This is a genomic window from Streptomyces sp. PSU-S4-23, from assembly GCF_055632315.1.
The window spans coordinates 6,496,762-6,517,154 of record NZ_JBVMUU010000002.1 but is presented as its reverse complement, the minus strand read 5'-3'; the positions used below and the strand labels follow the sequence as shown (position 1 = coordinate 6,517,154).

Here is a 20,393-nt window from a genome sequence, read left to right as displayed (position 1 = left end):
CCTGTATCGGGCGAAAACGCCCTGAAGTGCCCTTTTCTTCCCATGGCACGGTGTTGTGTCTGCTTGTCACGCGCGTCGTGCGGGAGCACGCGTGACGGGTCTGTGTGCGCCACCGACGGGGCCGGTCCGGGCCGGCCGCCCGTCAGTCGGCGGCGGTGGCGGGCACGGGGACGTCGGCCGTCCCTCCGGACCCGCGATCGGTTCCCCGGCGCTCCGCGGCGGCGTTCTCGTGCCCGCCGCCGTCCACGGCCGGGTGCTCCGCCTGGTGTTCCCTGAGTTCCGCGATGGCGGCCTCGAAGTCCTCCAGCGAGTCGAACGCCCGGTACACGGACGCGAACCGCAGGTAGGCGACGAGGTCGAGTTCCTGCAGGGGGCCCAGTATGGCCAGCCCCACGTCGTGGGTGGTCAGCTCGGCGCTCCCGGTGGCCCGCACCGCCTCTTCGACCCGCTGGCCGAGCTGGGCGAGTGCGTCCTCGGTGACGGGCCGCCCCTGGCACGCCTTGCGCACACCATTGATGATCTTGGTGCGGCTGAACGGTTCGGTGACCCCGGACCGCTTGACCACCATCAGCGAGCACGTCTCCACGGTCGTGAAACGACGGGAGCAGTCGGGGCACTGGCGGCGCCTGCGGATGGACGTGCCGTCGTCGGTCGTACGGCTGTCGACGACGCGGCTGTCAGGGTGCCTGCAGAAGGGGCAGTGCATGGCTCCAACCCTCCTTTTCAGCACGACTCATTGACCTCGTGGGCCCCATGGGCCCCTCGAAGCAGCCCCAAGCATAGGCGATCGACGGGACCGCGAAAGTCCGGGGGACCACAACTTCTGGGCTGCTACCGTCATCCAACCACTACATCTAGCGATTGGCTCGTACATTCGCCGACGACACGCCCACGTCAGGCGGATTGGCATGTGCCGTGCGGCCACACCCGATCGGGTCATGCGCGGATTCGGTGGACGCGGCATGAAGACGGGGGCCGATACCCCGCCCGGGGGGCGTCGGGTGGCAGACTGGGCGCCGGACACGGCGGCCCACAAGGCCTTCTCCCCGGCGGTGCAGAGTACAGCAATGAGCACCTCCGCCCGTCGGCGAGACGTCAGCCAATACACCCGGACACGTGATCGCGTCAGGTAATTCGCGGAATTTCACTCGAACGTGTGTTTGGCGCAACCTTTCGAAAGCAACTACCGTTGTGCTGCACGGGAGACCATCGAGAGGGGCCGACGTGACCACCACCGCAGACAGTGCCACCATCACTGCCCAGGACCGCTCCCAGGGCCGACTCGAGCCGGTGCATGCCATGAACGAAGCCACGAACCCCGCAGGGCCCAAGAGGTCCCTGCCCGGCCGACCTCCAGGCATCCGGGCGGACAGCTCCGGGCTGACCGACCGGCAGCGCCGGGTGATCGAGGTCATCCGGGACTCAGTGCAGCGACGCGGCTACCCACCGTCGATGCGGGAGATCGGCCAGGCCGTGGGCCTCTCCAGCACGTCCTCCGTGGCACACCAGCTGATGGCACTGGAGCGCAAGGGCTTCCTGCGGCGCGACCCGCACCGGCCCCGTGCGTACGAGGTGCGCGGCTCGGACCAGTCGTCCTCCGTGCAGCCCACCGACACCGCGGGCAAGCCCGCCGCGTCGTACGTCCCGCTCGTCGGCCGCATCGCGGCCGGTGGCCCCATCCTCGCCGAGGAGTCGGTGGAGGACGTCTTCCCGCTCCCCCGGCAGCTCGTCGGCGACGGTGAGCTCTTCGTCCTGAAGGTCGTCGGCGACTCCATGATCGAGGCCGCCATCTGCGACGGCGACTGGGTCACGGTCCGCCGCCAGCCCGTAGCCGAGAACGGCGACATCGTCGCCGCGATGCTCGACGGCGAGGCCACGGTCAAGCGCTTCAAGCGCGAGGACGGCCACGTCTGGCTGCTGCCGCACAACTCCGCGTACCAGCCGATCCCCGGCGACGAGGCGACGATCCTCGGCAAGGTGGTGGCGGTGCTGCGACGGGTGTGACCCCGCCGCGGCGGGCGGGCCGTGCGACGCCCGCCCCTGATCCGGGCCCCGGGACCCCTGCGCCGGTTCCGGGGCCCCATGCTGTCCGGGGGTCCTCGCCGTATGACGGTCGGCTGCCCGAAAGAGCCCGGGAGCCGGTCAGGCTTCGCCGGCCTTGGCGGCCGCGTCGATCGCGGCCAGCGACTTCCGCACCTGGTTGCGGTCCGTCGTGTACCAGAAGTCGGGCAGCGACGCCTTCAGATAGCTGCCGTACCGGGCCGTGGCAAGCCGCTGGTCCAGTACGGCGACCACACCCCGGTCCCCCGACGCCCGTACGAGACGACCCGCGCCCTGTGCCATCAGGAGCGCCGCGTGCGTCGCGGCGACGGCCATGAAGCCGTTGCCCCCGGCGTCCTCCACCGCCTTCTGCCGAGCGCTCATCAGCGGGTCGTCGGGGCGCGGGAAGGGGATCTTGTCCATGACGACCAGCTGGCAGCTGGGGCCGGGCACGTCGACGCCCTGCCAGAGCGACAGCGTGCCGAAGAGGCAGGTCCTCGGGTCGGCCGCGAAGTTCTTGATCAGCTCCCCCAGCGTCTCCTCGCCCTGGAGAAGGATCGGGAACTCGGGGATGCGGGTGCGCAGTTCCTCGGCGGCGAGCTGGGCGGCCCGCATCGACGAGAAGAGGCCCAGCGTGCGACCGCCGGCCGCCTGGATCAGCTCCGTCAGCTCGTCCAGCATGTCCGCCCGGTCACCGTCACGAGCGGGGCGCGACAGATGCTTCGCCACGTACAGGATGCCCTGCTTGGGATAGTCGAAGGGCGAGCCGACGTCGGCGCCCTTCCACTGCGGGACGTCCTCGCCCTCCGTGCCCTCGGGGGCGAGGCCGAGGGACGCGCCGACGCCGTTGAAGTCGCCGCCCAGTTTCAGCGTGGCCGACGTCAGGATCACCGAGCGGTCCGCGAAGAGCTTCTCCCTGAGGAGCCCCGACACGGACATCGGGGCGACACGCAGGGACGCGCCGAAGCGGTCGTGCCGCTCGTACCAGACGACGTCCCATTCGGAGCCGTTGGTGATGCGCTCCGCCACGTCGTGCACGCTCTCCACGGACGCCAGCGCCTGCTTGCGGACCGCGTCCTCGTCCTGGACCGACTTGTCGCGGGTGGCGCCGAGCGCGGAGATCACCGTGCGGGCGGCGTCACGCAACGCCATGAGGGCGTATCCGAGGTCCTCCGGAATCTCCTCCAGGCGGCCGGGAAGGGCCAGCTCCATCAGCCGCTCGAAGCCCTCGGCGGCCGTCTGGAGCTGGTCGGCGGCCTTCTCGTTGACGAGCTTCGCCGCGCGGCGCACCGCACGGTTGACCTGGCCGGGAGCGAGCTCGCCGGTGGCCACGCCGGTGACCCGGGAGACCAGCTCGTGGGCCTCGTCGACGATCAGCACCTCGTGCTGCGGAAGGACCGGCGCGCCCTCGATGGCGTCGATCGCGAGCAGCGCGTGGTTGGTGACGACGACCTCGGCGAGCTTGGCGCGCTCGCGGGCCGTCTCGGCGAAGCACTCGGCGCCGTACGCGCACTTCGAGGCGCCCAGGCACTCCCGCGACGACACCGAGATCTGGGCCCAGGCCCGGTCGGAGACGCCGGGTGTGAGGTCGTCCCGGTCACCGGTCTCCGTCTCCTGGGACCAGTCACGCAGCCGCAGCAGGTCCTGACCCAGCTTGCTGGTGGGCGCGGCGGCCTCGAACTGGTCGAAAAGGCCGTCCTCCTCGTCCTGCGGCACGCCCTCGTGCAGGCGGTGCAGGCACAGGTAGTTCGAGCGGCCCTTGAGCATCGCGAACTCCGGCCGGCGGCGCAGCAGCGGGTGCAGTGCCTCGACCGTGCGCGGCAGGTCCCGCTCGACGAGCTGGCGCTGCAGCGCCAGGGTGGCCGTCGCCACGACGACGGGCTGGCCGTGTGCGAGCGCGGGGACCAGATAGCCCAGCGACTTTCCGGTGCCGGTGCCGGCCTGGACGAGCAGATGGGAGCCGTCGTCGATGGCCTCCGCGACGGCTTGGGCCATGGTCACCTGGCCGGGGCGCTCCGTGCCGCCGACGGCTGCGACGGCTGCATGCAGGAGTTCGGGGAGTGAGGGCTTCGTCATAGCGCGACCACCCTACGGCTCGTCAGTGACAACGGGGGGATGGAAGCGGTGGCACCTGGCGCGCTGATGGGTGGTGCGGGAGCGGGCCCGGTTTCTCTGGTTGCCGGCGGGAACCCGCGCAAGGCCCGCTTCGTTACGCAGAGTGATGGATCTAGAGCAGATGGCGCAGGCTCCGGTCCCGGACCATGAGGGCGGCCCGTTTCCCGGGCAGGTCGACCTCGGCGGCGTACCGGAAACCGGCGCTGAGGAAGGCGGCGACGGAGGGCGTGTTGCGAAGGTCGGGTTCGGCGACGACGCGCGCGCAGGAAGGACGCCGGTCGAGGACGAGATCGGCGACGGCACGCAGCAGTGTGGCGCCGAGGCCGTGACCGCGGTCGGGGACACCGCCGATGAGGAGGTGGATCCCGGTGTCATGAGGACGGGCGGGGTAGTGGCGGGCCAGCAGGTCGAGGTCTGCTCGGTAGATCTCCCAGTAGCTCATGGGGGTGCCGTCCAGCAGGCCGAGGCAGGGGACGCTGCGTCCGTCGCCGGCGAGTTGGGCGCGCAGGTGCCGCTCGGTCACCGACCCGTCTCCGGCCAGGTCCCAGAACGCCGCGACGGCGGGGTCGTTCATCCAGCGGGTGATGAGCGGGAGATCACGGCCGGGGTGCACGGGGACGAGGCGGAAGTCACCGGCGGGGGTGGTGGTCGCGCCCCAGCGGGCGACGTGGTCGAGGAGGCCGGCGTCCCGTCGGGTGGCTGCCGCCTCGGCCGGAGCGGCGTCGTCCGCCCTGGTCCGGCCCGCCCCGTCGGCCGGGCCGAGCGCCATGAACCGGTCGGGCAGCCGTAGGTCGAGGGTGTCCTCGACGTCCGGGCCACCACCGCGGCCGGGGCCGGCCCCGTGGTGCTGGCCGGACCCCCGGTGGGGGCCGGGCCGGGGACCGGTTCCGGAACCCCGGTCGGTGCCGGCGCCTTCGAGGGCGGAGACGATGCCGGCGTCGGTGCTCGCATCGGTGGGAGGCACGGCGACGCTCCTCTCGGAAGAGTTCTTCAGGAACGAAGGGGGTTGGTGATGGTGACGTAGACGGACTGGGTGTCGACCGGGCCGGCGAGTTCGTCGAGGCCGTGCAGTCTGGTGAGGAGGTTGGCCTTGCAGCGCAGGACGGGAGAGTCGAGCAGGCGTGCCGGCAGCGGCGTGCGCAGCCGGTCGGGTCCGAGTACGGCGTCGGCGAGGAAGCCCCGGAACGCGGCGAGCAGCAGCCGCTCGTCGGCGAGGCGCTGGGAGCCGAACGCGCCGATGAGACCGAGCACGTTGTTGATGCCGAGGTAGTAGGCGAAGCGTTCGTCGGTGACCTCGTCGGAGACGAACGTGTCGCTGTGCTCGCCGATGCCGGGCAGCAGGGCGTCGAGTTCGGCGCGGCGGGACTCACGGAAGTAGTACCCCTGGTTGTCGCGGTAGCGGCCGCCCGCGGGCCAGCCCTCGCGGTCCAGCAGGAGCACGGTGTTCTGCTGGTGTGCCTCCAGGGCGATACCGGCCTCGCCGTCCAGCCAGAGCACCGGACGCACCACCCGTTCGAGGTAGCGCAGGAACCACTCGGTGGCGACGGCGCCGCGCGAGTGTCCGGTGTGCCCGGCGAGGCGGGTGATGATCTCGGCGAGCCGGGAGCGCAGGGCGGGGCAGCGTTCTCCGGCCGCCGGCGCGCAGGGGCGGAGCGCGACGAGCCCGGCGACGCAGGAGGCGTCGTCGGACGGGGCGAACGGGTTGTGGCGGATCACGACGTCCAGCCCGGGGACGGGCCTGCCGTCCCGGTCGTCGACGGCGACCCAGGCGGGGTCGCGCACGATGTCGAAGCAGGGGTGCGCGGACTGCCACCGCCTGCCGAGGCCGCCGCGCAGCAGACGGTGCACCTCGACGCCCCGGTGGAGTTCCTTGCGGAGGTTCTCGCGGCGGGAGTTGGTGATGCGCAGGCCCAGCGACAGCTTCAGCATCGCGGGGGCTCCCGGGCGGCGGACGGTGCGGACGGAGGACGTGGGACACCAGCGCTCGCCGTGCGGGCCGAGGTCGCGCAGCAGTCCGGCGTCCAGCAGGGCCGCGACCTCGGGGCGGTGCCGGACCTCGCGGGCCTGCCAGGGGTGCAGGGGCAGTGCGGCGAAGCCCTCGGGCAGCGGCAGCCCGGGGCCGGCGAGCCGTGCGGTCAGCCGGACGGCCGGCACGGGCCGGCCCCCTTCCGTCCACGCCGAGTCGGCGGCGAGGACCGAGGGCGCGACCGCCAGCCATTGCAGCGGGAAGGAACCACGTGTTTCGGGCGAGTAGAGCAGGGTCTCGGAGTCGGAGAGGCCCTCACGGCTCTTCGCCGTGGGGTGCAGGGGGTGCCCGAGCAGCAGCGCCTGCTCGGCGGTGAGGAAGAGGTCCGTTCCCTCGTCCGTGGGGTGCGCGCGGCGTTGCGCGATGAAGGTCGCGGTGCGCAGCACGGAGTCGGCGACGCGGCCCACCAGGTCGGCGCCGCGGCCCGGGGCGAGGTCTGCCGCCGGGCCCTGCGCAGAGCGCCGCGCGGAGACCGGCGCGGAGCCCCGCCCGCAGTCCGGCGCGGATTCCTGCGGGGGGCGGGCTCCCGTCGCCTCCCGCGCCAGCAGGGCCGCCACGGTCACGGCGTCCACCGGCGGGGCCGCCCCAGGCGCGCCGGACAGGTACGGCGGGCCGAAGCGGTGCCAGCCGGCCGGGGACCAGTGGCGGACCGGCACGAGGAGCGCCGTACCGCTGGCGGGGAGCGGGATGCACAGCATGCCGTCGCCGGGAGCGGGGAGGTCGTTCTCGCGGACCCAGCAGCGCAACAGGTTCTCGGCGGTGGCGGCCTCGGCCGCCGCGTACGGATCCGGGTGGTCCAGCGGGTCGGCGCCGGTGCCGTGCGGTGCTTCCCCCTGCGGTGGTGCCGCCTTCTGCCGCGGGAGCGCGCCGGTCTCCCGCTGGAGGGCATGGGAGCCGCGGTCGGGGGTGGGGGTGGCGTTCAAGGGCGTTCCTCGGGAGGTCGTTCCGGCTCGCCCGCCTGTTCCGGCGGTGCGGCGGGGCACGCGGGCGGAGGCTCGGTGGAATCGTGCTCAGGGGGCGGTCGGAGGACGTGGCGTGCGCGGTCTCAGGGGCGGACAGGCCCCCGGGCCACCTCGGCCACCGCGTCGGCGAGCCGGTCCAGCACGGCGTTCGTCTGCTCGTCACTGATCGTCAGCGGCGGCAGCAGGCGGACCACGCTCGCGTCCCGTCCGCCGAGTTCCACGATCAGGCCGCGCCGCAGGCACTCCCGCTGGACGGCGGCGGCCAGTGCGGGCGCGGCGGGGCGGGGCCCGGTGCCCCGGGGGACGGCGGTCGAGGGGGCCGGGGGCGCCTGTCCGGGCACGGCCTCGGGGTCCACCAGCTCGACGCCGAGCATCAGTCCCCGGCCGCGTACGTCCCCGATGCACGGGAACTCGGCGGCCAGCGAACGCAACTGGTCCAGTATGCGGGCGCCGAGCGTGGCGGCGCGCTCGGCGAGGCGGTTCTCCCGTACGTGGGCGAGGGTCGCGGTGCCGGCGGCCATGGCGAGCTGGTTGCCGCGGAACGTGCCGGCGTGGGCGCCGGGGCGCCAGACGTCGAGCTCGTCGCGGTACACCACCACGGCGAGCGGCATGCTCCCGCCGATCGCTTTGGAGAGGATCATCACATCGGGCACCACACCGCTGTGCTCGACCGCCCAGAAGCGTCCGGTGCGGCCCACCCCGGTCTGCACCTCGTCCACGACCAACGGGATCGACCGGGCCTCGGTGATGCGCCGCATACGGCGCATCCACGCGTCCGGCGCGGGGTGGACCCCGCCCTCGCCCTGGACGGGTTCGAGGATCATCCCGGCGGGCTGCGGGACACCGGACCTGTCGTCGTCGAGGAGGGATTCCGTCCAGCGTGCGGAGAGTTCGGCGCCGCGGCCGCCGCCGATGCCGAACGGGCAGCGGTAGTCCTGTGGATAGGGCAGGCGTGTCACGCGTACGTCGGTCGCGCCCCCGGACACCTCGAGGGCGCCCGCCGTCATCCCGTGGTACGCGCCGGTGAAGGCGAGGATCCCCGTCCGGCCGGTCGCCGCCCGTACCAGCTTGAGCGCCGCCTCGACGGCGTCCGTGCCGGCCGGTCCGCAGAACTGCACGCGGGCGCGCTCGGCGAGGCCGGACGGGAGCGTGCGGAACAGCTCGGTGGTGAAGGCGTCCTTGACGGGCGTGGCCAGGTCCAGGACGTGCAGGGGCGCACCGGAGTCGAGGACCTTCCGGATCGCCTCCAGGACGACCGGGTGGTTGTGGCCGAGGGCCAGCGTGCCCGCGCCGGAGAGGCAGTCGAGGTAGCGGCGCCCGTCCGCGCCCTCGACGATGAGCCCGCGCGCCCGCACGGGCACGATCGGCAGGGCGCGCGCATAGGTGCGCGCGGCGGACTCGCGCACCGACTGCCGCCGCAGAATGCCCTCGTGTGCGGCATCCGCTCCCACGGTTCCGCGCGCGCCCTCACGCGCCGAGCGCTCCCCCTCCGCGTCCCCGCGCCCTTCCGGCTCGCCGTCCACCGGCACCACCGCAGTCTCCGTCACGGCCACGACGTCAGTTCCTCCCGCTGTCCCGAGGCGATGGGCGAGGGCCTGAGCACCGACGGCAGGTCGCCCGTACGTACCAACGACGCGGGAGGCCCGGGGAAGCGGGTGAACGGGAGATCCCTGTCGCGTGATCGCGGACGCGGAAACGGTGATGCCGCCGCCCGGGGAGGAGTGCATCGGTGATCAGTGCCGTGACGGAACCGTTGCCGTTCCGTCGGAACTCCCCCACAGCGACCGCATAGTGTGTGGTGCCGTTCGGTGGAAGCGGTGATCACGTACGAGAGCGCCGTGCTCCACGGCCGTGCGCCGCTGCCTTCACACAGGTTCGTTCCAGGGGGAGTTCACACCATGCGACCCATACGCCCGTTCTTCGCCCCCGCCCGAGGAAGAGGCGCGCGCCGCGCAATCTCCCCCGTACCGGCGGCTCTCGGCCTCGTCGCGGCGCTGGCGCTGACCGCGACCGCGTGCGGCCCGGGCGAGGACACCAAGGCGAGCGGCCAGGCGAGCGCGTCCGCGTCCTCGGCCGGCGACGACAAGATCAAGATCCCGGACGACATCAGGCGGAAGCTCAAGGAGCACGGGATCGACATCGACAAGTGGAAGAACGGCGCCTGGAAGAACTGGAACAAGGACGACTGGCTGCGCGAGGCCGACGACTTCATCAATCCCATCATCAAGGGGCTGTGGGACCCGGGCCGGATGCGCGACGCCAACGATCCCGACAGGGGCGTGAGCGACAACGACCTCTCGGGCGACCAGGGCGTCACGGACCCCACTCCGGCGCCGGTGAAGGCGCAGGCGGTACCGGCCGTGTACCACGACAGCGCGCCCACGGCCGGCAAGGTCTTCTTCGACGCTCCCGGGGGCACCATGGTCTGCTCGGCGACCGTGGTCGAGGACCCCGCCCATCCCGGCAAGTCCAACCTGGTGTGGACCGCGGGGCACTGCGTGCACGCGGGCAAGGAGGGCGGCTGGTACCGCAACATCGCGTTCGTGCCGGCGTACAACAACGCCGGGAAGACGGCGCCCGAGCTGCAGAACGCGACGAAGCAGCAGCTCGCGCCGTACGGCGTCTGGTGGGGTGACTGGGCGCAGACCTCGGACCAGTGGATCGAGCAGGGTGGGGAGACGGGCGGCCAGGGCGCGTCGTACGACTTCGCCGTCATCCATGTGACCCCGGAGAAGGGCAACGGCGGCAAGTCCCTGGAGGAGACGGTCGGTTCGGCCCTTCCCGTCAACTTCAGCGCGCCTGCCGTGCCGAAGGTCGACAGCATGAAGGCGATCGGCTACCCGGCCGCGGCGCCGTACGACGGGCAGAAGCTGTACCAGTGCCAGGACAAGCCGGGCCGGCTCTCGCTCGCGAAGGCGGATCCGACGATGTACCGCATCGGCTGCACCATGACGGGCGGCTCCTCCGGCGGCGGCTGGGTGGAGACGGGCTCGGACGGCCGGCCCGCGCTGGTCTCCAACACCTCCATCGGCCCGGTGACATCGGGCTGGCTGGCCGGTCCGCGGCTGGGGGCGGTGGCCAAGAGCGTCTACCAGGCGGTCAGCAAGAAGTTCGCGAACCAGTGAGGCGCTTCGCGAACCAGTGACGCGCCCCGCCTGACGGACGGGACGGCCGGCGGCGCGGCGGCTCACGGGAATCTTCACCGCCTCGCCGCCGTTCGTCCTCGCCCGCACGGGCATAGTGGGGGCTCGCGCCCGAGCGGACCCCGCGCCCAGCGGCCCCGCCGGCATCTGACAGAACATCACCACGTTTTCACGGGGGTCACAGCAGCATGCGTTCCCTATCCACGCCATCCACGCCCTTCGCGCACCGGCGCGGGAGGCGGACCGTTCTCGCCGCCACCGTAGCGGCGCTGGCGCTGACCGCCTCCGCCTGCAACGGCGATGACACCGGTGCGAGCGACAAGCCCGGCTCGGCCGCCTCTCCGTCGTCGCCGGGCCAGGACAAGCTCCATGTACCCCGTGACATAGCCGACAAGCTCAAGAAGCACGGGATCGACGTCGACCAGTGGGCGAACGGCGGCTGGAAGGACTGGGACAAGGACAAGTGGCTCAGCGCCGCCAAGGACTTCGTCAACCCCGTCATCAAGGGGTTGTGGAAGCCCGAGCGGATGAAGTCCGCGAAGGACCCGGACAAGACGATCTCGGCGAAGGACGCGTCGGCCGACCAGGGTGTGAGTGACCCGGATCCGGCGCCGGTGCAGGCCGCGGCCGAGAAGACCCCGTACCACGACTACGCCGCCCCGGTGGGCAAGGTCTTCTTCGACTCCCCCGAGGGCTCGATGGTCTGCTCCGGCACGGTCATCAAGGACGTGAACCACCCCGGCAAGTCCAACCTGGTGTGGACAGCGGGCCACTGCGTGCACGCGGGCGGCGGCGGGGGCTGGTACCGCAACATCGCGTTCGTGCCCGCCTACAACGACCGGGGCAGGCCCGCCTCCGAGCTGAACAACGCCTCCGCGTCCGAGATCGCACCGTACGGCCAGTGGTGGGCGGACTGGGCCTCCACGACCAGCGAGTGGATCCAGGGCGGCTCCGAGTCCGGCGGCGCCGGCGCCCCGTACGACTACTCGATCCTGCATGTGAAGCCCGAGTCCGGCACCAAGTCCCTGGAGGAGACGGTCGGCGCCGCCCTGGACGTGGACTTCTCCGCCCCGTCCGCGACGGAGGCCGGCAAGATGGGCGCCTGGGGTTACCCGGCCGCTCCGCCGTACGACGGCCAGAAGATGTTCAAGTGCATCGACCGGCCCGGCCGTCTGTCGCTGTCACCGAGCCTGCCGACGATGTACCGCATCGGCTGCACGATGACCGGCGGCTCCTCCGGCGGCGGCTGGTTCCGGGTCGTCGACGGCAAGACCGAACTCGTCTCGAACACCTCGATCGGCCCGTCCGACAACACCTGGCTCGCGGGTCCGCAGCTGGGCCAGGAGGCCGAGGCGCTGTACCAGAACATGAGCCGCCAGTACGGCGGTCAGTGACCCGTCGCCGTCGGGCGCGTCCGGCGCGTCAGCGCGTCGGCTCCGCTGGAGCGGTCTCCCGGCCGCCCGCGCCATGTGGCGCGGGCGGCCCTGCCGCGGCGCACGCCGGAAGACGCCGGAAGACGCCGGAAGACGCCGGAAGACGCCGGAAGACGCCGGAAGGGCGCGCTCCCCGCGACGGGGAGCGCGCCCTTCCGATGTGGTCATGACCGCGGGTCAGAGCGCGGAGGCCGGCATGTACGGCGCCAGCTCCGCCGCCAGTTCCTCGTGCACCCGCGCCTTGAGCAGCGTGCCCTCCGGGGTGTGCTCCTCGGAGATCACCTCGCCCTCGGAGTGGGCGCGCGCCACCAGCCTGCCGTGCGTGTACGGTACGAGCGCCTCGATCTCGACGGACGGCCTGGGCAGCTCGTTGTCGATGAGCGCCCGCAGTTCCTCGATGCCCCGGCCGGTGCGGGCGGAGACGGCGATGGAGCGCTTCTCGACCCGCAGCAGCCGCTGGAGCGTCAGCGGGTCGGCCGCGTCCGCCTTGTTGATCACGACGATCTCGGGGACACCGGTGGCGCCGACGTCCCTGATCACCTCGCGCACGGCGGCCAGCTGCTCCTCCGGCGCCGGGTGCGAGCCGTCCACGACGTGCAGGATCAGGTCGGCGTCGCCGACCTCCTCCATCGTGGAGCGGAACGCCTCGACGAGGTGGTGCGGCAGGTGCCGGACGAAACCGACCGTGTCGGCCAGCGTGTACAGCCGCCCGCTCGGGGTCTCGGCCCGGCGCACGGTCGGGTCCAGGGTCGCGAACAGCGCGTTCTCGACCAGGACGCCGGCGCCCGTGAGGCGGTTGAGGAGGGAGGACTTGCCCGCGTTCGTGTACCCCGCGATGGCGACCGAGGGAACCTTGTGTCGCCTGCGCTCCTGGCGCTTGATCTCGCGGCCGGTCTTCATCTGCGCGATCTCCCGGCGCATGCGCGCCATCTTCTCGCGGATCCGCCGCCGGTCCGTTTCGATCTTGGTCTCACCGGGACCACGGGTGGCCAGGCCGCCGCTGCCGCCGCCCATCTGCCGGGACAGCGACTGACCCCAGCCCCGCAGCCTCGGCAGCATGTACTGCATCTGCGCGAGCGCGACCTGCGCCTTGCCCTCGCGGGACTTGGCGTGCTGGGCGAAGATGTCCAGGATCAGGGCCGTGCGGTCGATGACCTTGACCTTGACGACGTCCTCGAGGTGGATCAGCTGGCCCGGGCTGAGCTCTCCGTCGCAGATGACGGTGTCGGCGCCCGTATCGAGGACGATGTCCCGCAGCTCGGTGGCCTTGCCGGAGCCGATGTAGGTCGCCGCGTCCGGTTCGTTGCGGCGCTGGATCACGCCGTCGAGGACGAGCGCGCCCGCGGTCTCCGCAAGCGCTCCCAGCTCGGCGAGCGAGTTCTCCGCGTCCCGCGCGGTCCCCGAGGTCCACACGCCGACGAGCACGACGCGCTCCAGGCGCAGCTGCCGGTACTCGACCTCGGTGACGTCCTCGAGCTCGGTGGAGAGGCCCGCGACACGGCGCAGGGCCGCGCGGTCGGAGCGGTCGAACTGGTCGCCGTCCCGCCCTCCGTCGATCTCGTGGCTCCAGGCGACGTCCTCTTCCATCAGGGCATCGGCCCGAAGACCTTCGGGGTAGGCGTGCGCACTGCGCTTGGTGTCCTGGGAAGGGGAAGAAGAGGAGGTCATTGGGTCCTTACGTCGTTGGGGATTCCGATGGCGGCGACGGAGCGCGGGCCTTTCACGGCCCCATGACTCGTCACCGGTCACAACGCTGGGGTACCCCGGGAGATTCCCGGTCACCCGCCCTGGGGCCGCGCCGCGGACCTGACGATGGTCGCACGGCACGGCCCGTCTCGTCATCCGACTTGTCGCGCCGCCCCCGCGGCCTGGACGGGGCCGCTCTTCCAGTCCGGGTGTCCCGGCATCGGCGGGGTCTTCTGCCCGTGCAGCCAGGCGCGGAGGAACCCGCTCAGGTCGCGTCCCGCGACGGCGGACGCCAGGCGTTCGAAGTCCGCCGTGGTCACCGTACGGTCGCGGTACCGGCTCGCCCAGAGCCGTTCCAGGCGCTCGAAGGCGGGACGCCCGATCTCCTGGCGCAGCGCGTACAGCACGAGCGCGGCACCGTCGTAGACGCTCGGCCGGAAGATGCCGATCTTCAGGCCGGGCTTCGGCGCCCTGGGTGCGGCCGGTGGGCCCCCGTCGGCGCGCCACTGGTCCGAGACGGCGTACGCCGCCTTCATACGCGTCTGAAGGGACCTGCCGGCGGTCTCCTCCGCGTACAGGGCCTCGTACCAGGTGGCGTGTCCCTCGTTCAGCCACAGGTCGGACCACGTACGGGGGGTGACGCTGTCGCCGAGCCACTGGTGGGACAGCTCGTGCACCATGACGGACTCGACGTACCACGAGGGGTAGGCGGGCTCGGTGAACAGCCCTTTCTCGAAGAGGGAGAGCGTCTGCGTCTCGAGTTCGAAGCCGGTCTGCGCCGAGGCGATCAGCATCCCGTAGGTCTCGAAGGGATACGGCCCGAGCTTCTTCTCCAGCCAGGCGATCTGCGCGGGGGTCTTCTCCAGCCACGGTTCGAGGACGGCCCGGTCCGCGGCGGGGACGACGTCGCGGAGGGCCAGGCCGTGGGGCCCTGCGCGGTGCAGCACGGTGGTGCGGCCGATGGAGACCTGGGCGAGTTCGGTGGCCATGGGGTGCGCGGTGCGGTAGGTCCAGGTGGTGGTCCGGCCGGCCCGCGCCCTGCCCGCCGGCAGACCGTTCGCCACGGCGGTGAAGCCCTCCGGCGTGGTCACGCGGATGGTGAACATCGCCTTGTCGGACGGATGGTCGTTGCACGGGAAGACCAGGTGGGCGGCGTCGGCCTGGTTGGCCATCGCGAGCCCGTCGTCGGTCCGCACCCAGCCGCCGTCGTGGCCGTCCGGCGACGCGGGGTCGCTGGTGTGCCGCACCGTGATGCGCAGGGTGCTTCTCCTGGGGATCGGGGTGGCCGGTGTGACCACCAGGTCCTCCCCCGCGGTGGCGAAGTCCGCGGGCGCCCCGTTGACGGCGACGGACTGCACCGTGCCGTGCGCGAAGTCGAGGTTGACACGGTCCAGACGCTCGGTGGTGCGCGCGCGGATCGTGGTGACCGCGGTGAGCGGCTCGCTGTTGCCGCCGGGATAGGTGAAGGACAGGTCGTACGAGCGGACGTCGTACCCGGGGTTGCCGAGCGTCGGGTAGAGCCGGTCGCCGACGCCCAGGGGCACCGCGGGCGCCGGGGCGCTCGCGGCGACGAGGCAGCCGGAGAGGGCGGAGGCGAGCACGGCCGCCCGGGCACGACGGGCACGCGGGACGACGGAGCGGAGGCTGTGCGGCATGGACCACGGCTACCAGCGCGTGCGGGCCGCACGGTGACGGCGCGCGCCGGTCCCACCCGAACGGGGTCGCCGCCGAGCGGCCGTAAGCGGGTGATTGCCGGGTACTCGGCGCAGGGTGCCGGATCTGCACGGCAGACCCGGCCGTCCGCAGTCGGTCAGTGACAAGGAGGCGCAGTGATGAGCACCGTCAAGGAATCGGTCGAGGTGGAGGTGCCGGTCCGCACCGCGTACAACCAGTGGACGCAGTTCGAGGAGTTCCCGAACTTCATGGAGGGCGTCGAGGAGGTCAGGCAGCTCGACGACCGGCACAATCACTGGACCACCAAGCTGGGCGGAGTACGGCGGGAGTTCGACACCGAGATCGTCGACCAGCTTCCCGATGAGCGGATCACCTGGCGCACCACCGGCGGCGACGCCCGGCAGAAGGGCATGGTCCGCTTCCAGCGCGTGGATGACACGCACACCCGTGTCGAGCTCGTGATGGACGTCGAACCGAGCGGGGTGATGGAGAAGACCGCGGACATGCTGGGGATGGTCGACCGGCGCATCAAGGGGGACATGCGGCGCTTCAAGGAGTTCATCGAGCACCGCGGAGGCGAATCCGGATCCTGGCGCGGCCGTATCACACCCGGTTGACGCGGGCCGGACCACGGGTGTCCGGGTGTCCCGGCCCGGCCTCCACGGGCGGGCCGGGCCTCTCCGGCCGTCTTCGGGCGGAGTCGGGGTGTCGGGCGGAGTCGGGGTGTCCGGCGAGTCGGCGTGTCGGGCGGAGTCGGGGAGTCGGCGTGTCGGGCGGAGTCAGCATGTCCGGCGGAGTCCGGCCTCTCCGGCGGGAGCCGCCCCCGGCCGTCCCGCAGGAGCCGGCCGGGGTGTTCGGCCGCGGCGGCCCGGGGTGTTCAGCCGGGGCCGTCGCCCGCCGCGACGGTCGCCGCCGCCGGTTCGTGGGCGTGCAGGTGGTACACGTTGAACGCCCGCCGGATGACCGGTTGTGCCACGTTGCGCACCCTGACGCCGCCGCTCGTCATGCCGTGTTCCGTGCCGGCGTGGGCGTGCCCGTGGACGGCGAGGTCGGCGCCGGAGGTGTCGATGGCCTCAGCCAGCAGATAGCTGCCGAGGAACGGGTAGATCTCCAGCGGCTCGCCGGCGAGCGTCTCCGGCACCGGTGAGAAGTGGGTCAGGGCGATGCGCACATCGCAGCCGCGGCGCTCCAGTTCGTCCAGCGACGTCCGCAGGCCGTCCGCGCAGCGCCGGGAGTACCGGACGAACTCCTTCATGAGCGGTTCCCCGAACTCCCCCGCACTGCGGCCCACGAAGCCGCCTCCGAACCCCTTCGTGCCGGCGACGCCGATGCGCGCGCCGTTGCCGTCCACCACCGTCGCCCGCCCCTCGAGCACCCGGACGCCGGCGTCCTGGAGGACCGCGGTGACCTCCTCGGGGCGCTCGGCGTGGTGATCGTGGTTGCCGAGGACCGCGACGACCGGCACACCCAGCTCCTGGACCTCCTTGGCCACCACACGGGCCTCCTCCGGCGTGCCGTGCCGGGTGAGGTCGCCGGCCAGGAGCAGGACGTCGGCGCAGTCCGGCAGCGTCTCGAACGCCGGCCTGAGCAGGCCCTGGCTGTCGGGTCCCATGTGGATGTCCCCGACGGCCGCGACCCGGATCATGTCACCTCCTCCGCGTGGTCCGGGGAGGAGGTCTCCGCGACCACGATGTCGCTGTGGACGGCGAGTCCGGCCAGTTCCTCGTGGACGATGCGCAGCACCTCCTCCCGGCACTGCGCGGAGGGAACGGTGCCGGTGAGCATCACCGCCCCGCCGCGCGCCTCGATGCGGACGCCCAGCTCGGCGAGGTCCCCGACGGCGAGCCGGTCCTGGAGGTGGGCGATGCGGTAGTCGGTGTTCCAGGCGGCCGGAGTTCCGCCCCGGTGCTCTGCGCCGTGCTCGCTCATGGCTGCTCCTGCTGCGGAGGGCTCGGCTGCCGCCGGGGGATGACGTTCAGACGCTCCAGGAGGAACAGGAAGGCGGCGGGCATCGGCGCCTTCCCGGTGGCGCGTCGTACCTGTTCCCAGTCGATCTTCTCGCGCAGGGAACGCGCGATGGGCAGGACCGCGCCGAAGTCGCAGTAGTGCTCCGAGAAGGCCGCGAGCAGGCTCTCCATGAGGTCGGTCGGCGCCAGCACCGGCATGCGCACCGAGTCGACCGGCAGTTCCGCCGCCCGCTCCAGCATGGCCGTGGTGACGGGCCGGTGCGCGAGGGTGAAGATGATGTCGACGTCCTGGCCGAAGCACTTGGCCTTCAGCAGCCAGTCCTCCGGGGGCGTGTGCACCTGCAGGCCGGCTTCCCGCAGTGTGGCCGCGACCGCGTCCACGTCGTCGGGTCTGACGCAGAAGTCCGCGTCGTGCTGGAGGTTCTCGCTTCCGCCGTGGGCGTAGACGGCGACACTGCCCGCCAGGGCGAAGGCGTGCCCCTTCCGCTTCAGGAGGGTGCCGACCTGTTTCGCCGCCTCCAGAATCGCCTGGTTCCGGTCCCGCGGCAGATCCTGCTCCTGCTCCTGGTCCCGGAGGGCGCGCGGTGGTGGATGCTCAAGGTGTTCTCCGGCGACACGCAGATCGGGAACGCGCCCACTCGCGCCCACAGCTGCGTCGTCCGCGTTCGGCGTCATTGCCATACCGTCTACCTGCCGAGGTCGGTCCGTCACGCGGCGCGATGAACGGCGCCCGTACGGGCTGCGAGTACCCGGGGCGTCGGCTTCGACACGGTGCCCGGGTGCCGGGCCGCCGCTCGTCTCGCCGGGCCCGTGGAACGGACGGCAGGCCCCGGTGGACGGCCGGACGGGTCCTAGGGGGCGGCCGCCGCGGAGTGCTGCGCCCGGCTCACGTCGTACACGCCGGGCACGTTCCGCATCGCCCGCATCAGGGCCGGCAGACGCGCGGCGTCCGGGAGCTGGAGCGTGTAGGTGTGGCGCACGCGCTGCTGGCTGGGCGGTTCGACGGTGGCGGAGACGATCGCGACGCCTTCCAGGGCGATGGCCTCGGTGAGGTCCGCGAGGAGGTGCGGGCGCCCGAAGGACTCGGCCACGAGGGTGACCCGGCACTCGGTGGTGTCGCCCCAGCGCACACCGACCTCCGCGCGCCCGGCGCTCTTCATGCGCGCCGCTCCGGCGCATCCGACGCGGTGGACGGTCACCACGCCCCCACGCACGGCGAAAGCGGTGACCTCGTCGGGCGGCACGGGCGTGCAGCAGCCCGCGAGGCGTACGGAGGCGCCGGGCAGGTCGACGACGGCGTTGGCGGCGCGCTCGCCGGGCGCCTCCACGGTGGGTCTCGCGGGGAGCGCGGGCGGGCGGGCGGCGGGCCCGAGCATGGCGGCGCCTTCGGCCGGCGCTGCGGCGCCCGGCCGCAGGTCGCCCGGCTCCGGCGCGCCGCCGGACGGGTCCCCGTGCGCCGGATGCGCCGCCAGCCGGCGCTGGATGGCGATCCGCGCGGCAGGGGTGTGCGCGTGCTCCAGCCACTCCCTGGAGGGCTCCGAGGCCGGATCCTGGCCCATGAGGAGTTCCACGGTGTCGCCGTCCCTGAGAACCGTGCTCAGCGTCGCCAGCCGCCCGTTGACGCGGGCGCCCATGCACGCGTGGGCATCCTCGCCGTACTGCGCGTACGCGGCGTCCACGCAGCTCGCGCCCTCCGGAAGGCCCAGCGCACCGCCGTCGGGCCGGAACACGGTGATCTCCCGGTCCTGGGCGAGGTCCTCGCGCAGCGTCGACCAGAAGATGTCGGTGTCGGGGGCCGCCTCCTGCCACTCCAGGAGCCGGGAGAGCCAGCCGGGGCGGGTGGGGTCGACGCGCTCGCCGTCGGCGGGGTCGTCGGACGCGGGAGCGTAGGGGTTGCCGAGCGCGATCACACCGGCCTCGGCGACCTTGTGCATCTGGTGGGTGCGGATGAGGACCTCGGCGACCTCGCCGTCCTCGCGCGCCAGCGCGGTGTGCAGCGACTGGTACAGGTTGAACTTGGGGACGGCGATGAAGTCCTTGAACTCCGAGACCACCGGGGTCATGCACGTGTGCAGTTCGCCGAGGACCCCGTAGCAGTCGGCGTCCTCGTTCACGAGCACCAGGAGGCGCCCGAAGTCGGCGCCGCGCAGCCGGCCCCGTCTGCGGGAGATCCGGTGGACGGAGACGAAGTGCCGTGGCCTGATGAGGACGTCCGCCTGGATCCCGGACCCGCGCAGCACCGTGCGCACCTGGTCGGCCATCTCGGCGAGCGGGTCGTCGCCGTGCGCCGCGTTCTCGGCGATCAGCTCTCTGGTGTGCTCGTACTCCTCGGGGTGCAGGATCGCGAAGACGAGGTCCTCGAGTTCGGTCTTCAGCGCCTGGACGCCGAGCCGTTCGGCGAGCGGGATGAGCACGTCCCTGGTGACCTTGGCGATGCGTTCCTGCTTCTCGGGGCGCATCACGCCCAGGGTGCGCATGTTGTGCAGCCGGTCGGCGAGTTTGATGGACATCACCCGGACGTCGTTGCCGGTGGCGACGAGCATCTTGCGGAACGTCTCGGGTTCGGCCGCGGCACCGTAGTCGACCTTCTCCAGCTTGGTGACGCCGTCGACGAGGTAGCGCACCTCCTCGCCGAACTCCTCGCGCACCTGATCGAGCGTCACGTCCGTGTCCTCGACGGTGTCGTGCAGCAGGCTTGCGGTCAAGGTCGTGGTCTCCGCGCCGAGTTCGGCGAGGATCAGGGTCACGGCGAGGGGGTGGGTGATGTACGGCTCACCGCTCTTGCGCATCTGTCCGCGGTGCGAGGACTCGGCCAACAGGTAGGCGCGCCGCAGGAGTTCGAGGTCGGCGTCGGGGTAATGGGCGCGGTGCGCCTCGGCGACGTGGCCGATGGCGTCGGGGAGCCTGTCGCGGGTGGCGGATCCGAGCAGCGCGGCACGGCCCAGACGGCGCAGGTCGATCCGGGCGCGGCTCTTCCTGCGGTACGCCCCGGGCGTCGCGGGGGCGGGGGTGGCAGGGTTGCTGGCCTCCGCACTCATTGGGCACCTCCGGCTGCGTGGACCGGCGGACGGGTGCCCCATGGCATACGCGGCGCAGGGGATGGCAGCGGTCCCCCGTCCGGGCCGGTGCTTGATGCTACCGAGCCCATCACACGCACCTGACCGGCTCTCGCCGAGCGTGAAACGGATCACCCATTCGAGCGAAGGTCTGAAGGTTTACGGTTTCGAGCCATGGGCAGAGACCCACGCCGTGGATTCGAGCCTTCTCGCACATCCCGGGCTGCGGATCGGAGCGTCAGGGGCGGCCCGAGCTGTGATATGAGGACGGACGACGGTTCGGCCGACTGC

Annotated in this window: 15 protein-coding genes; 4 read left to right on the top strand and 11 right to left on the bottom strand. The window is 72.3% G+C overall.

Features of this window, described 5'->3' with window-relative positions:
* Nucleotides 1-142 precede the first annotated feature (142 nt).
* Nucleotides 143-706 carry a transcriptional regulator NrdR gene (gene nrdR / locus ACZ79I_RS29710; RefSeq protein WP_471501153.1) on the bottom strand — a complete coding sequence of 188 codons (564 nt, stop codon included), beginning with the start codon at nucleotides 704-706 and terminating at the stop codon, nucleotides 143-145.
* A gap of 518 nt (nucleotides 707-1,224) precedes the next feature.
* Between nrdR and lexA the strand changes: the two genes are divergently transcribed.
* Nucleotides 1,225-2,004, top strand: a complete 780-nt coding sequence (lexA, locus tag ACZ79I_RS29705) for a transcriptional repressor LexA (RefSeq protein ID WP_388379209.1) — start codon at nucleotides 1,225-1,227, stop codon at nucleotides 2,002-2,004.
* A 138-nt stretch (nucleotides 2,005-2,142) separates the two neighbouring features.
* Here lexA and ACZ79I_RS29700 read toward each other — a convergent pair whose 3' ends face one another.
* From ACZ79I_RS29700 to ACZ79I_RS29685, 4 genes are all read right to left on the bottom strand, one after another.
* Nucleotides 2,143-4,116, bottom strand: coding sequence for an ATP-dependent DNA helicase (locus ACZ79I_RS29700; protein ID WP_471501151.1), 1,974 nt, complete (start codon nucleotides 4,114-4,116; stop codon nucleotides 2,143-2,145).
* Nucleotides 4,117-4,267: 151 nt separating this feature from the next.
* The gene (locus ACZ79I_RS29695; RefSeq protein ID WP_471501149.1) at nucleotides 4,268-5,119 is read right to left on the bottom strand and encodes a GNAT family N-acetyltransferase; all 852 of its coding nucleotides are present in this window, start codon (nucleotides 5,117-5,119) and stop codon (nucleotides 4,268-4,270) included.
* Between the two features lie 26 nt (nucleotides 5,120-5,145).
* The gene (locus tag ACZ79I_RS29690; protein ID WP_471501147.1) at nucleotides 5,146-7,104 is read right to left on the bottom strand and encodes an IucA/IucC family protein; all 1,959 of its coding nucleotides are present in this window, start codon (nucleotides 7,102-7,104) and stop codon (nucleotides 5,146-5,148) included.
* A 122-nt stretch (nucleotides 7,105-7,226) separates the two neighbouring features.
* Complete coding sequence (locus tag ACZ79I_RS29685; RefSeq protein WP_471501145.1) at nucleotides 7,227-8,696, bottom strand: diaminobutyrate--2-oxoglutarate transaminase family protein; 1,470 nt, start codon at nucleotides 8,694-8,696, stop codon at nucleotides 7,227-7,229.
* A 345-nt stretch (nucleotides 8,697-9,041) separates the two neighbouring features.
* Between ACZ79I_RS29685 and ACZ79I_RS29680 the strand changes: the two genes are divergently transcribed.
* Nucleotides 9,042-10,268 carry a trypsin-like serine peptidase gene (locus tag ACZ79I_RS29680; protein ID WP_471501143.1) on the top strand — a complete coding sequence of 409 codons (1,227 nt, stop codon included), beginning with the start codon at nucleotides 9,042-9,044 and terminating at the stop codon, nucleotides 10,266-10,268.
* Between the two features lie 206 nt (nucleotides 10,269-10,474).
* A complete protein-coding gene (locus ACZ79I_RS29675; RefSeq protein WP_471501141.1) occupies nucleotides 10,475-11,680 on the top strand; it encodes a trypsin-like serine peptidase in 1,206 nt (401 codons plus the stop codon).
* 216 nt (nucleotides 11,681-11,896) lie between these two features.
* Here the strand turns inward: ACZ79I_RS29675 and hflX are convergent, their stop codons facing one another.
* Together hflX and ACZ79I_RS29665 are read right to left on the bottom strand one after the other, a co-directional pair.
* Entirely contained in the window at nucleotides 11,897-13,387 is a 1,491-nt protein-coding gene (gene hflX, locus ACZ79I_RS29670; protein WP_471501139.1) for a GTPase HflX, read from the bottom strand.
* A gap of 170 nt (nucleotides 13,388-13,557) precedes the next feature.
* Nucleotides 13,558-15,060 carry a M1 family metallopeptidase gene (locus tag ACZ79I_RS29665; RefSeq protein WP_471501137.1) on the bottom strand — a complete coding sequence of 501 codons (1,503 nt, stop codon included), beginning with the start codon at nucleotides 15,058-15,060 and terminating at the stop codon, nucleotides 13,558-13,560.
* A gap of 177 nt (nucleotides 15,061-15,237) precedes the next feature.
* Between ACZ79I_RS29665 and ACZ79I_RS29660 the strand changes: the two genes are divergently transcribed.
* Nucleotides 15,238-15,696 carry an SRPBCC family protein gene (locus tag ACZ79I_RS29660; RefSeq protein ID WP_471501135.1) on the top strand — a complete coding sequence of 153 codons (459 nt, stop codon included), beginning with the start codon at nucleotides 15,238-15,240 and terminating at the stop codon, nucleotides 15,694-15,696.
* Nucleotides 15,697-15,956: 260 nt separating this feature from the next.
* Here ACZ79I_RS29660 and ACZ79I_RS29655 read toward each other — a convergent pair whose 3' ends face one another.
* The 4 genes from ACZ79I_RS29655 to ACZ79I_RS29640 all read right to left on the bottom strand — a co-directional run bounded on the left by ACZ79I_RS29655 (nucleotide 15,957) and on the right by ACZ79I_RS29640 (nucleotide 20,084).
* On the bottom strand, nucleotides 15,957-16,724 hold the full coding sequence (locus ACZ79I_RS29655; protein WP_471501133.1) for a metallophosphoesterase family protein: 768 nt from the start codon (nucleotides 16,722-16,724) through the stop codon (nucleotides 15,957-15,959).
* Complete coding sequence (locus tag ACZ79I_RS29650) at nucleotides 16,721-17,008, bottom strand: BON domain-containing protein (RefSeq protein ID WP_471501131.1); 288 nt, start codon at nucleotides 17,006-17,008, stop codon at nucleotides 16,721-16,723. The genes ACZ79I_RS29655 and ACZ79I_RS29650 overlap by 4 nt, the downstream gene beginning before the upstream one ends.
* The gene (locus ACZ79I_RS29645; RefSeq protein ID WP_471501129.1) at nucleotides 17,005-17,721 is read right to left on the bottom strand and encodes a nucleotidyltransferase family protein; all 717 of its coding nucleotides are present in this window, start codon (nucleotides 17,719-17,721) and stop codon (nucleotides 17,005-17,007) included. The genes ACZ79I_RS29650 and ACZ79I_RS29645 overlap by 4 nt, the downstream gene beginning before the upstream one ends.
* Before the next feature lie 176 nt (nucleotides 17,722-17,897).
* Nucleotides 17,898-20,084, bottom strand: a complete 2,187-nt coding sequence (locus ACZ79I_RS29640) for a RelA/SpoT family protein (protein WP_471501127.1) — start codon at nucleotides 20,082-20,084, stop codon at nucleotides 17,898-17,900.
* Nucleotides 20,085-20,393: the final 309 nt, after the last annotated feature.